General features: G+C 71.7%; 12 protein-coding genes. 2 read left to right on the plus strand and 10 right to left on the minus strand.

Annotated elements, in window-relative coordinates:
- Positions 1 to 7: 7 nt before the first annotated feature.
- From VGB24_RS23390 to VGB24_RS23430, 9 genes are all read right to left on the minus strand, one after another.
- Complete coding sequence (locus tag VGB24_RS23390) at positions 8 to 346, minus strand: glycosyltransferase (RefSeq protein WP_331075345.1); 339 nt, start codon at positions 344 to 346, stop codon at positions 8 to 10.
- Positions 238 to 1146: a glycosyltransferase gene (locus tag VGB24_RS23395; protein WP_331075346.1), complete on the minus strand. Its 909-nt coding sequence runs from the start codon at positions 1144 to 1146 to the stop codon at positions 238 to 240. The genes VGB24_RS23390 and VGB24_RS23395 overlap by 109 nt, the downstream gene beginning before the upstream one ends.
- On the minus strand, positions 1143 to 1283 hold the full coding sequence (locus VGB24_RS23400) for a hypothetical protein (RefSeq protein WP_331075347.1): 141 nt from the start codon (positions 1281 to 1283) through the stop codon (positions 1143 to 1145). The genes VGB24_RS23395 and VGB24_RS23400 overlap by 4 nt, the downstream gene beginning before the upstream one ends.
- Entirely contained in the window at positions 1274 to 1444 is a 171-nt protein-coding gene (locus tag VGB24_RS23405; RefSeq protein ID WP_331075348.1) for a hypothetical protein, read from the minus strand. Before VGB24_RS23405 ends, VGB24_RS23400 begins: the two co-directional genes overlap by 10 nt.
- 4 nt (positions 1445 to 1448) lie before the next feature.
- Positions 1449 to 2507: a hypothetical protein gene (locus tag VGB24_RS23410; protein WP_331075349.1), complete on the minus strand. Its 1059-nt coding sequence runs from the start codon at positions 2505 to 2507 to the stop codon at positions 1449 to 1451.
- Positions 2458 to 3801 (minus strand): protoporphyrinogen/coproporphyrinogen oxidase, encoded by a 1344-nt coding sequence (locus VGB24_RS23415; RefSeq protein WP_331075350.1) that lies wholly within the window; start codon positions 3799 to 3801, stop codon positions 2458 to 2460. The genes VGB24_RS23410 and VGB24_RS23415 overlap by 50 nt, the downstream gene beginning before the upstream one ends.
- Positions 3802 to 4223: 422 nt before the next feature.
- A complete protein-coding gene (locus VGB24_RS23420; protein ID WP_331075351.1) occupies positions 4224 to 6278 on the minus strand; it encodes a PAS domain S-box protein in 2055 nt (684 codons plus the stop codon).
- Positions 6279 to 6516: 238 nt separating this feature from the next.
- Positions 6517 to 7959: a S8 family peptidase gene (locus VGB24_RS23425; protein WP_331075352.1), complete on the minus strand. Its 1443-nt coding sequence runs from the start codon at positions 7957 to 7959 to the stop codon at positions 6517 to 6519.
- A gap of 245 nt (positions 7960 to 8204) precedes the next feature.
- The gene (locus VGB24_RS23430) at positions 8205 to 8819 is read right to left on the minus strand and encodes a helix-turn-helix domain-containing protein (protein ID WP_331075353.1); all 615 of its coding nucleotides are present in this window, start codon (positions 8817 to 8819) and stop codon (positions 8205 to 8207) included.
- Positions 8820 to 8945: 126 nt separating this feature from the next.
- On the opposite strand from VGB24_RS23430, the gene VGB24_RS23435 reads away from it, so the two are divergent.
- A complete protein-coding gene (locus tag VGB24_RS23435) occupies positions 8946 to 9908 on the plus strand; it encodes an alpha/beta hydrolase (RefSeq protein WP_331075354.1) in 963 nt (320 codons plus the stop codon).
- A gap of 340 nt (positions 9909 to 10248) precedes the next feature.
- Positions 10249 to 10800, plus strand: a complete 552-nt coding sequence (locus tag VGB24_RS23440; protein ID WP_331075355.1) for a hypothetical protein — start codon at positions 10249 to 10251, stop codon at positions 10798 to 10800.
- Between the two features lie 112 nt (positions 10801 to 10912).
- Here the strand turns inward: VGB24_RS23440 and thiC are convergent, their stop codons facing one another.
- Positions 10913 to 12715: a phosphomethylpyrimidine synthase ThiC gene (gene thiC / locus VGB24_RS23445; RefSeq protein WP_331075356.1), complete on the minus strand. Its 1803-nt coding sequence runs from the start codon at positions 12713 to 12715 to the stop codon at positions 10913 to 10915.
- Between the last annotated feature and the right edge of the window lie 62 nt (positions 12716 to 12777).

Below are 12777 nucleotides of genomic sequence, written 5' to 3' on the forward strand. Positions count from 1 at the left end.
CGACGGGTCAGTCGCGGGCCAGCGACCGGTAGAGCTCCAGGATGCGCGGAATGAGGATGTCCTGGTCCAGCCGGGCCAGGGCGATCTCGCGGCCCGCGCGGCCAAAGGCGGCCCGCAGCTCCGCGTCGCCGATCAGCCGCTCCAGCGCGCCGGCCAGGGCGGCGGGGCTGCGCTCCGGCACCAGCAGTCCGTTCACTCCGTGCTGCACCACCTCGCGGCAGCCGGGGACGTCGGTGGTCACGATGGGGCGGCCCGCGGCCGCGGCCTCGGAGAGCGCCTTGGGCAGGCCCTCCGCGCCGCGGCTGGGAAGGCACACCACGTGGCTGCGCGCCAGCAGGGCGGGCATGTCGGCGCAGTGGCCCATCCATTCCACCACCCCCTCCCGCGTCCACCCTCCAGCTCGCCCGGGGCGATGGCGGTGGCGTTTCCCGGGTCCGCGCCGCCGGCCAGCACGAACCTGGCCCGCACCCCGCGCGCGGCGAGCAGGCGCGCGGCGGCCACGAAGTCCTCTACCCCCTTGCTGCGCAGCATCCGCGCGGGAAGGGTAACGGTCACCGGCGGCGGCGGCTCGGGGGTGGGGTGGAACGCCTGGCAGTCTACGCCGGAGCCGGCCACCACCAGCGTTCGAGACCGCATCCACCCGGTGCTGGCCACCTCGTCGGCCTCGTCGGGGTTGTACACCACCAGCGCCGCCCGCCCTCCCAACCCCACGCGCACCCCGGCGCGGATCGCCACGCGAGCCAGCCGGTTGGCCGCGCCCGGCTCGGTGACCGCGGTGCCCATCCCTCCCTTCATCAGCACGGCGGGAATGCCCAGCATCCGCGCCGCCACCCCCCCCAGCACCACGCCCTTGACCGACACGGCGTGCACCAGGGCGGGCCGCAGCGCGCGGCACAGCCGCACCAGCGCGCCCAGGCTGCGCAGCTCCTGCACCGGTGAGGCGATGGCGCGGTGCAGCGGCACCCGGTGCAGCACGATGCCGCGCCGGGTGATCTCGTCGCCGCCCTCCCCCGGCGCGGTGGCAAGGTGCACCTCCCACCCGTCGCGCGCGGCGGCCAGGGCCAGGGGAAGGCGGTGGGAAAGGAAGTACACCTGCGGAACCACCACGAACAGCAGCCGGCCGCGGGTGCGGCGCCCGCCGCTCACGGCGCGGCGGCGGGCCGGGCGCGCGGCACCCCCGCCCACTGGGGAAGGGCCTTGCCGCTGGCCCTGGGGATGATGGGAGTGCCGCTTTCCACTTCCGGCTCCAGCGTCTGCACGTTCGCCTTCCTCATCAGCACCATGAACTCTTCGTCAGGCGGTCCACCCGCCCCTGGACCGGGAACCGTACCCGCCCGTGGTCCCCGCGGTCGGACGATCCGCCCCGGATCTCCATCGTCCGCCGCTGGCTCGGGCCGAACGTCTCGTCCTCGAAGCGCGCCACCGCGCCCGGAGCCTCCCCCATTTCGCTACCGCCCGCGCGGAACGACGTCGTGCCGCAGCAGCGCGCGCATCGCCAGGGCCGACGAGGCGGCCACCGCGGCCAGCAGCGCCCCCGCGCCGAGCGGGCCCAGGCGCGGCAGGGCGAACGCCGCGAGCGCCAGCAGCACCGCGGCCGCCCACGCCGCCGCGTCCGTGCGGGCCCGGCTCCACCCGCGCGCCAGCAGGCGCAGCGAAAAGTGGTCGGGGCTTCCGCGCCACCAGGCGATGCCGCGTCGGCGGCGGGCCCTCACCAGCAGGACCATCTCGAACAGCACCACGCCGCCCAGCAGCAGCATGCCCGCCAGCGTGGTGGCCGCCGATGGCCCCTGGGCGCCGCGGGCCGCCGCCACGGCCAGCACGAAGCCCAGCAGGTGCGATCCCGCGTCGCCCAGGTAGATGGACGCCGGGGGGTAGTTGAAGACCAGAAAGCCGGCGCAGGCCCCCGCGCCCACCGCCGCCAGCCCGCGCAGCTCGGGAACGAACGCCGCCACCACCGCCAGCGTCACCGCGGCGATCCCCGCCAGCAGCCCGTCACAAACGTCCGTCACGTTGGCCGCGTTCACCATCACCAGCAGCCACGCGGCGGTGAGCAGCGCGTCCGCCACCGCCGGGACGAAGGGGAAGAGGCGAAGGCCCAAGGCCACGGGCAGCGCGGCGGCGAGCGCCTGCAGCGCCAGCTTGGTCCCGGGCGCCAACGGCCGTGCGTCGTCCACCCCGCCCAGGAGCAGAAAGGCCGCGGCCCCCGCCGCCAGCGCCGCACCCGGGAGCCCGCCCGTCCCCGGCCCCGCCTCCGCCAGCCACAGCGCCCCCGCGATCCCCCCGCCACGCCCACCCCGCCCAGATACGCCACGGGCCGGGTGTGCTGCGGAACGATGGGATTGGGCTGGCTGATCATCCCCACGCGCGGCGCCAGTGCCCGCACCGCGGCCGTGCACACCCAGGCGGCGGCGGCGGCCAGCAGCGCGAGCGCCGCGGGCGAGGGGGCGAGGCCCACCGTCAGGCCGCCATCCGGCCCTGGGCCGCGCCCGCCGCCCATGCCCGCGCATCGGCCATCACGCCCGCGATCGACGAGTACTCCCACCGTCCATACCGGCCCAGCGCCGTCACCCCCGCCGTGGCCAGGTGCGCGCGGGCCCTGCCGGCAACCGCCTCGGCCCCGGGAGTGAACACCACGTACGCGGGATCGGCCACCATCACGTTCTCGTCCACGATCTCGCACCCGTCCAACAGCCCCAGCGCGATCAGCCCCATCCGCGCTGCATCCATGGCCTCGCGCACGGACGGCGGAGCATCCGCCCGGTACGGCACTTCGGCCAGCACGCCCCAGCCGTCCGCGGGGCCGGAGAGCGGGTCGAACTCCGCCATGAACACCAGGCGGGTGAAGGGGAGCGCGGGATCGGGATAGTACCGCCAGTGCCCCGGCGAGGGGGGACGGGCGCCGCGGATGCTGAAGGCGAGGGAGAGCACGCCGTTGTGCGGCAGGGCCCGCACCTCGTCGGCCAGCTCGCGCGGGACGGGGGTGCTCATGGCGATGGCGGCCGGCAGCGGCAGCGTGCTGAGGCATCCGCGCGTGTAGCGGTAGATGACGGGCGCGCCGTCCGCCAGCGCGTGCACCTCGCGGTGCTCCAGGTCCATGCGGGTGACGGTGGTGCGCAGGTGAAGGCGCGGGACGCGGCGGGCCAGGGCGCGGCTCAGCACCTCCATTCCCCGGACGGGCGCGCCGGCGGGCGGGCGGGGATAGAAGGCGGTGGTGTTGTACGCCTCCCGGTCGCGGTTGGGTGCCAGGGCGCCGCGCACCGCATCCTCCAGCCGGGGACGAAGCAGGTTCCACGTCTGGCCCGACGCAGCCAACTCGCCCAGCGGCCTGCGCCACATCTTTTGGTTGTAGGGAAAATAGAAGAGGTCGCAGAGCGTGGGGCCGAAGGAGCGGAGGAGATAGTCGTCGTACGCCGGCGCGTCGCTGCCCGCCTGGCCGCCGCCGGACGCCGCGGCCGCGAGCTCGGTGAGCGCGCGGATGCACGTCTCCTGCTGCAGCGCGCCCAGGTTCAGCTGCAGGGGATACCGCGCGGTGCCGGCTTCGCTGTCGATCCACGCCACCGGCGGGCACGGGGCCAGGCAGGCGTCGGGCATGCCCGTGACCCATTCCTGCAGCGGCGGATCCTGAAAGTGAAGCAGGTGAAGGACGCGGTCGAACCAGTACCCCCCGAAGCACTCGGCCCGCACCAGCCCGCCGGGCCGCTCCTCGCGCTCCACCACCAGGGCCCGCTCGCCCAGCTCCACCCCCGCGGCCAGCCCCGCGGGGCCGCCGCCCAGCACCAGGAACTCGGTTTCGTGAGTCATCGCGCGACGCGGGCCAGGCTCTCCACGTACCCGTCCCCGGTGGCCAGGACGCGCCGGAACTGACCGTGGCCGCTTACCATCGGCGTTCACTCTGCGGGTGGGCCGCCATGGCCGCTGGCCCGGTGATAGGCGGTGCGTGTCTGGTTCTTACCATCACCGGCATGAACCTCTGCTTTGGGGGAATCGCGTCGCGGGGAGGAGCCTGGATTCCCGATGAAGAAGGGGAGGGGCGGAGTCGCCTGGCCCGCTCCGCACCGGGGAAAGAGTGCCGATGGCCCGCTGCGCCTGGACCACGACGAATGGCCGCAATCTGGCGGCAATAGGCTTCCCACGCAACCGCCCGGTGCAAATTCCCAAGAAAGTCCCGGTCGGCCCGGGAGACGATCGATCCCGGGCGGCGGAACCCGGTGTCGGAGGCGGTCCTAGCCCTCCACCCCCAGCGCGGCGTCCACGGCCGTGAGGAACTGGTCCACGTCCAGGGGCTTGGTCAGGTAGTCGCGGGCCCCGGCCGCGCGCAGGCGCTCGACCTGGCGGGTGGTGGCGTCGGCGCTGATCACCAGCACGGGAACGTGGCGCGTGCGGTCGTCGGCGCGCAGCTCGTGGAGCACCATCTCGCCCGAGATGTCGGGAAGGTGAAGGTCCAGCAGCACCAGGTCCGGCCGGTGCTCGCGCGCCAGCTGAAGCCCCAACCGGCCCTGCAGCGCGGGGATCAGGCTGATCTCCGGCCGGTCCATCAGGATCGTCTCCACCAGGTCCAGGTTGGCGAGGTTGTCTTCCACGTACAGGATGGTGCGGGCGGGCCGGGCCATCGTGTCCGCCCGCGCCCCGTCCGTCCGCCCGGGCTCCAGCCGCTCGCGCGGGTTTTCCGTGACGGGAAGCTCCACCCAGAAGGTGCTCCCCTCGCCCACGGTGCTTTCCACGCGCAGCTGCCCGCCCATCACCTCCACCAGCCGCTGCGAGAGGGCGAGTCCCAGCCCGGTGCCCTCCACCCCGGATCGCTCCGCCCCCAGCCGCGAAAACGCGACGAACAGCTCGCCCAGGCGGTCGGGGGGAATTCCCGGCCCCGTGTCGCGCACGCCGATGGCCAGGAACCCGCTGCCACCCGCCCCCGCGGCCGGCCGGGCCAGGAGCTCCACCGCCCCGCCGGAGCGGTTGTACTTGATGGCGTTGGAAAGCAGGTTCAGCAGCACCTGCATCAGCCGCTGCTGGTCGGCGCGGACGTAGGCGTCGCTCCCCTGCGGCGCGCGGGCGGACAGCTGCACCGGGCGCTGGTCGGCCGTGGGGCGCACAAGGGCGAGCGCCTCGTTCAGCAGGGTGGCGGCGTGCACGGGCTCCAGCGAGAGCTGCTGCTGGTTGGCCTCGATGCGGGCGATCTCCAGCACCTCGTTGATCAGGTTCAGCAGGTGGCGGCCGGCCTTGAGGATGTGCTCCACGCTCCGCGCCTGGTCGGCCGGGAGCGGGCTGCGCTGCAGCAGCTGCCCGAACCCCAGGATGCTGTTCATGGGGGTGCGCAGCTCGTGGCTCATGCGCGAAAGGAACTCGCTCTTCGCCTCGTTGGCCGCCTCGGCCGCTTCCTTGGCCTCCTTGAGCTTCACCTCGAACTGCTTGCGCTCGGTGATGTCGCGCACCATCCAGATGCGCCCGTACACCTCGCCCGCCTCGCTCGCCAGCGGCGCCGAGTAGCGGTCCAGCACGCGCCCGTCGGCCAGCAGCACCTCGTCGCGGTGCACGGTGTGAAAGTCCTCTCGCAGTCCTTCGATCGTGCGGCGGTACCCGTCGGGGTCGGCGGCCTGGCGCGTGGCCCACGCGAACATCTCCACGCAGCGCTCCGGCGCGCGCAGCTCCTCGGGGATGGTGAAGATTTCGGCGTAGCGCCGGTTCATGTTCAGCACGCGGCCCTGGTGCGAAACCAGGATGCCGTCGATGGCCACGTTGCTCTGCGCCTGCAGCAGCGTGGTCTGGAACTGCAGCGCCTCCTGGTCCCGCACGCGCTCCGTGATGTCGGTCATGAAGCCGGCGAAGAACCGCTGCCCGTCGCTCCGGTACTCGCCGAAGTTGATCTCCACGGGAAACTCGCTGCCGTCGCGGCGCAGCGCCGGCACCTGCACGCCCCGCCAGGGGATGCTGCGCTCGCCCGTCATCATGTAGCGGCGGGTGCCGCCCATGTGCCCGGCGCGCAGCCGGTGCGGCATGAGCACGGTGAGCGGCTTGCCCACCATCTGCTGGGCCGGGTATCCGAACATCCGGCACATGGCCGGGTTCACCGCCACGATGGTGGATTCCGCGTCGATGATGACGACGCCGTCGGGGTCGGCATCCACCAGCGCGCGATACCGCTGCTCGTTCTCGGCGAGCGCCGCGCCGGCGGTGCGCGCCTCGTCCAGCTGGCGTTCCAGCTCGGCGATGCGGGCGTGCAGGGCGGCGGCGTCCGGCGCGGCGGATTCCGGCGGGGTGGGGGTGAAATCGGGGTGGCTCATGGCGTAGACTGCGACACTGCGAAGGGCGGGTCTGGGCGATCGGCACCGGCGCGGCCGGGCGGTGCGCCGCTGGACGGCGGTGATGAGGATGGCCGCGCAGGACGGTGGGACGCCCGCGCGAGGGGGAAGCATAGGGGCGCCGCCGCCCGCGAACAAGCTCCCGGTGCGGAACACGGAAACGCGGGGAGCACCGGCGGTGCTCCCCGCGTCGTTCATCCATCGCCGATCCGCCTCGCGGCTACGGCTCGATGCCGCCGCCGCCGGTGGACGCGTAGCACCGGAAGGTGCGGCTGAGGCTCGCGGTCGCGCCGGAGGAGTCCGTCACCGTGAACGTCACGGGATAGCTGCCGGTGCACACGCCCGTGATCTGCGAGCCGTTCGCGAAGTCGTACCGGGTGCTCTCGATCACGTTCCAGTCGAAGGTGTACCCGCCGGTTCCGCCGCTCACGTACGCCTCGCAGTACGTCGTGTTGTAGTACGGGCCACCGCCGCCCATGTCTTCGCAGTACAGCGAGGTCACCGCCAGGGTGCTGCCGCCCAGCGAGTACAGCAGGCGGTTGGGCGAGCCCGAGCCCGCGTTCGTCACCTTGTTGGCGGTGGAGGTGCTGATGATGGCGTTGGCCACGGTGGCCGGCGACGCCGTGGTGTTGCCCTGCAGGTACAGCGCGGCCACCCCCGCCACGTGCGGCGCCGCCATTGAGGTGCCGCTGATGGTGTTCGTCGCCGTGGTCGAGGTGTTCCAGGAAGAGGTGATGCTGCCGCCCGGCGCGAACAGGTCCAGGCAGCTGCCGTAGTTGGAGAAGTACGAGCGCGCGTCGTTGGAGTCGGTGGAGCCCACCGTCAGGGCGCTGGCGACACGGGCGGGCGAGTAGTAGCAGGCGTCGTAGCTGTCGTTGCCCGCCGCGACCACGGCCGTCACGCCGCTGTTGACCAGGTTGCCGACGGCGTTGTCCAGGCTGGTGGATGCACCCCCGCCCAGCGACAGGTTGGCGACCGCCGGCTTCACGGCGTTGGCCGTCACCCAGTCGATGCCCGCGATGATGACGCTCGTGGAGCCCGTGTTGCCGCACCCGAACACGCGCACGCCCACCAGCGTCGCCGCCTTGGCGACGCCGTACGTGGTGGAGCCGATGGTGCCGGCCACGTGGGTGCCGTGCCCGTTGCAGTCCTGATAGCCGTCGCCGATGCCGTCCCAGGCCACGGACGCGCGGCCGCCGAACTCGGTGTGCGAGGTGAGGATGCCGGTGTCGATGACGTACGCGCGCACGCCCTGGCCCGTGGGCGTGTAGTTGTACGTGCCGCTCAGCGGCAGGTTGCGCTGGTCGATGCGGTCCAGCCCCCAGGTGGCATTGTACTGGGTGGTGGAAAGCGCCACCTCCTGGTCCGGCTCCACGTACGCCACGTTCGGGTTCTGCCGCAGCGCGTTCAGCTGCCCGCTGTTCAGCCGTGCCGCGAAGCCGTTGAGCGCGGCCGTGTAGACGAAGCGCGGGCTCACGCCGGCCACCGCCGCCGCCGCGCGCGGGTCGCCGCCCTCGCGAACCACGACGATGTACGACCCCTCGATGGGGTTCCTGGCGGCCAGCACGGGAGCGTCGCTGGCCCCGGGGCCGACCGGATCCTGGTCCGAGCAGGCGGCCACGGCCGCCAGTGCCGCGACCGCGGCGAGTCTGGTGAAGCGCATTACGGGTTTCCTCCCCTGCAGGTGAGAACTCCGCGCGGCCCGACCGCGCGGTGGCCGCCCGTATCCGGCGGCCGTGCAGGGATGATATCAAAATACGACGGATTATACCAGTGTCTACGACGCAGATGTTTCTTGGCCCAAACGTTTGGGCGACGCCGCTGATCCGCCGTTCCGCTGGTCGCGACTGTTCTGGACGTACATCGGCCCGTCGGCGGACCCGTCGACCGGCAGGTACACCTCCGCGCTCACACGGGTTCGCGTGTGAGCGTCGCGTGGTGCATGCGGGCAAGGAACTGCCGAAAGCGCTCGGGAGCCCACCCCCGCTCCACGACCAGCGCCTCCCACAGCCGGTTGAAGCTCAGCATCATCCCCAGTAGGGCGTCCGCCGCCTCGGCAGCGGCCAAACCCGGCGCCAGGCGGCCTTCCCGCTCCAGCCAGTCGGCCATTTCCCGGCACCCCGAGAGCCACAATGCCGTCGCCTCTTCCCAGAGAGCGGCGGCGTCGGCATCCGTGGCGCGCGCCCGGTCGACGGCATCCACCAGGACGCGGATCCGTGAGTGGTACTCCACCAGGTGCCGCACCCACTCGTCCAGGGACACCGCCGCATTCGGTGCCTGCCGGATCGGCTGCAGGGAGACTTCCAGGTTCAGCACCTCGTCGACGTGCCCGCGCAGCGCCGACAGCAGTTCCGCGCGCGACGCGAAGTGCAGGTACAACCCCTTGCGCGTGACCCCGGCAGCCTGCGCGACGGCCGTCATGGTGGCGGCCTCCGGGCCGCCTTGCTCCAGCAGGCGCCACGCGGCGTCGAGAATCGCGGCGCGCGTGCGGGTGCTTCGGGCGTTGCGCGGCTGCGCGATCACGGATCGTCTCCCTTCGATGCGAGTTCCTTGACGGGAGGGAATCTACCCATTATGTGTAGTTACGCAAATACACACCGCGTGTAGTTCATCGCGCGGGAAACGATTCTTCAACGGAGAGCCCGGCCGATGAGTTCGCAGACTGCAGAAAGAACGGTCCGCCCGGTGGCGCCGCCCCGCGAACCGCCGAGTCCGTACCGGCGGGCGGAGGCGGCGCTCTGGCGGCGGTACGGCATCGCGCCCAGCGAGCGGTTCGTGGACGTGGACGATCTCGGCTTGGGAGTGCGCGTGCAGGAAGCGGGAGAGGGCGAGCCGCTGCTGTTCGTGCACGGCGGCCCCAACGGCGGATCGACCTTCATCCCGCTGGCGGCGGAAATGCCGGAGCGGCGGTGCCTGCTGCTGGACCGCCCGGGATGCGGGCTCTCGGGCCCGGTGGAGTACGGCCGCATCCCGCTGCCCCGCCTGGCCGCGACGACGCTCGTGGGGGTTCTGGACCGGCTGGGCATCGAGCGGATCGACGTCGCCGGCAGCTCGTTCGGCGGCGCGTGGGCCCTCTGGTTCGCCGCGGCGCACCCGGAACGGGTACGGCGGCTGGTGCTCTTGGGAGCGCCCGCCCTGGTGCCGGGGATGCTGGTTCCCGGCTTCATGCGGATGATGTGCACGCCGGGAATCGGCCAGTTGATGCCCATGCTGCCGCAGTCCGTAAGCGGGGCCAAGTGGGTTCACCGGCAGATGGGGCACGCCGCCTCCGCCCTGGACGCGCTCCCCGCGGAATACTGGGAGTGGGGGCTGCGCCTGATGTCCGACACGGCGACCATGGCCAGCGACGGCCGGGTGATCCGCACTGTGGCGACGCCCTTCGGCGTTCGGCGGGGGATTGCGTTCACGCCGGACCAGCTCGGCGCCGTGGCGGCGCCGTCGCTGCTCTACTGGGGCGCCGCGGACACCTTCGGCGGGGGCGACGTGGCGCGCGCGGTGGCGGGGCTCCTTCCGCACGCCGCGCTGGAGCTGGTGCCACACGCCGGGCACCTGCCGTGGTTGGACGACCCTGCCCACGCCGCGCAGTGCATCCGGGCCTTCCTGGACGCATAACCCGCCGGGTCCCTGGAAACGGTGCGGGGAGCAGCTTCTCAAGGAGTTTCGGATGGCAGGTCAACGCCGGGAGCGCCACCCGGAGCTCCCCGCGCCCACATCCTCACTTGTGGCGCCAACACTGTTGTCGACAGTAGCCACCGACACTACACTGTACTTCGACCTTCGTATCTGAAGCGGGCGCGCCCATCGGAGCGGAGTTCCAGCATGCACCCGGCCCGCCCGGACAATGGACCCTGAGCGGTCTCGGGCCAGTGTGCGGCCGCGGAGGCATGGAAACCCGGCCGCGCACGAATGCCATGCAGTGAGCTCGCGCCACTCTCCCCAGCCACTCCCGGTGATGCCTATCATTCCGCTGCTTCTCGCCCTGTCCACTGCCGCGGCGGCGCCTTCGACAGGCAATCTCGTGATCGCCGCACAGGCGGCGCATACGGACTCCGCGGTAACCCGGGCAGCCGAAGCGCTGCTGTCCGCCCGTGATCGAGGCGATTGGGCCCGCTACGTGGACCTCCTCTCGGCGGACGCGATCCGCGAAGTCCATGTCGAGTTGCTGCGGATCGTCGACCCCGCGGAGGGAGGCGTGCCCGCATCGGAGATGTTCGCGCTGCACGACACCGAGACCCTTGAGCGTCTTCCCGCGCGAGATCAGCTGGTCCGGGGTCTACGGCACATCATCCCTCCCCGCGACGAGGCACGGTGGGTCGTGCTCGCTCCCGAAGCACAGCCAGACGGTTCCGTTCGGGTCCGTGCACACCAGGAGGGGGGCGATCCCAGTGCCTCCAGCGTTCTGTATTTCGTTCGCGTAAACGATACCTGGAGAGCGAAGCGGGCCGACGATTATGTGCGGGGGGCGCTCGCTGGCGTCTTGGCCGGACGATTGTTGAAACTGTAAACCGTCCCGCTGTCGGCGAGGCCTGCATCCGCGGCAACCACGAGACGGTGAGGGAGAGGCTCCAGGCCACTCCCCCGCCCGCTCGCAGAGAAATCACACAAGCCGCGGCGCATCACTCCGCCGCAGCCGTTTCCTCCACGATTGCCGCCTCCGTCTCGGCGGCCACGATGCCGTCCACCGGCAGGTACACCTCGGCCCCGCGCTCGCGGAACTCGGCGGACTTGTCGGCCATGCCGGCCTCGATCTCCTTCTGCCTGGCCGCGTAGTCGCGCACGTCCTGCGTGATCTTCATGCTGCAGAACTTGGGGCCGCACATGCTGCAGAAGTGCGCGATCTTGGCGCCCTCCGCCGGCAGCGTCTCGTCGTGGTAGCTGAGCGCCGTCACCGGGTCCAGCGCCAGGTTGAACTGGTCGCGCCAGCGGAACTCGAAGCGCGCCTTGCTCAGCGCGTTGTCCCACTCCTGCGCGCGGGGGTGCCCCTTGGCCAGGTCCGCCGCGTGCGCCGCGATCTTGTACGTGATCACCCCCGCCTTCACGTCGTCGCGGTTGGGCAGGCCCAGGTGCTCCTTGGGCGTCACGTAGCACAGCATGGCCGTGCCGTACCACCCGATCTGCGCCGCGCCGATGGCGCTGGTGATGTGGTCGTAGCCCGGCGCGATGTCCGTCGTCAGCGGTCCGAGGGTGTAGAACGGCGCCTCCCCACACCACTCGAGCTGCTTGTCCATGTTCTCCTTGATCAGGTGCATGGGCACGTGCCCGGGCCCCTCGTTCATGGTCTGCACGTCGAACTCCCAGGCGATGCGGTTCAGCTCGCCCTGCGTGCGCAGCTCCGCGAACTGCGCCTCGTCGTTGGCGTCGTAGATGGAGCCCGGCCGCAGCCCGTCGCCCAGCGAGAAGCTGACGTCGTACGCCCGCATGATCTCGCAGATCTCGCGGAAGTGCGTGTACAGAAAGCTTTCGCGATGGTGGGCCAGGCACCACTTGGCGATGATGGAGCCGCCGCGGCTGACGATGCCCGTCAGCCGGTTCGCGGTCATCGGCACGTAGCGCAGGAGGACGCCGGCGTGCACGGTGAAGTAGTCAACGCCCTGCTCCGCCTGCTCGATCAGCGTGTCGCGGTACAGCTCCCACGTCAGCTCCTCGGGCACGCCGCCCACCTTTTCCAGCGCCTGGTAGATGGGCACCGTGCCGATGGGGACGGCGGAGTTGCGGATGATCCACTCGCGCGTTTCATGGATGTTCCTGCCCGTCGACAGGTCCATCACCGTGTCGGCGCCCCACAGCGTGGCCCAGCGCAGCTTCTCCACCTCTTCGTCGATGGAGCTGCTGACGGCCGAGTTCCCGATGTTGGCGTTCACCTTCACCTTGAACCCGCGGCCGATGATCATCGGCTCCAGCTCGGGGTGGTTGATGTTGGCCGGGATGATGGCCCGCCCGCGCGCCACTTCCGATCGCACGAACTCGGCGTCCATCCCCTCGCGAAGCGCCGCGTACTCCATCTCGGGAGTGATCTCGCCGCGACGGGCGTAGTGCATCTGCGTCACGCAGCCGGTGCCGCGGAACCGGGGCCGGGCGAGCGATTCAGGCATCTCGACGGAATAGTGCGTGAGTGCGTGAGTGCGTGAGTGCGGAGCATCCGGGCGCACTAACGCACTCACGCACTCACGCACTTCCGTCACGTCGCCGCGGGCGCGGATCCACTCGCCGCGGACGGAGGGCAGCCCCAGCCGCACGTCGGCATCCAGCGGGCCGCTGGTGTCGTACACGCGCAGGGGCGGCTCGCCGCCGGAAAGCGAGATTTCGCGCATGGGCACGCGCACGCCGTGGCGCCCCTCGACGTACACCTTGCGGCTGTTGGGGAACGCACTGCCGTAGTCGCCGGCGGCGGGGGTCTGGGGGCGGGCTCGGTCGATCATCTGGGGCTCCTGGAGTGCGGCAACGAAAAAGGCGCCACGCCGGGGATGCCCGGGTGGCGCCT

The sequence above is a fragment of the Longimicrobium sp. genome, from assembly GCF_036399935.1.
Taxonomy (GTDB): Bacteria; Gemmatimonadota; Gemmatimonadetes; order Longimicrobiales; family Longimicrobiaceae; genus Longimicrobium.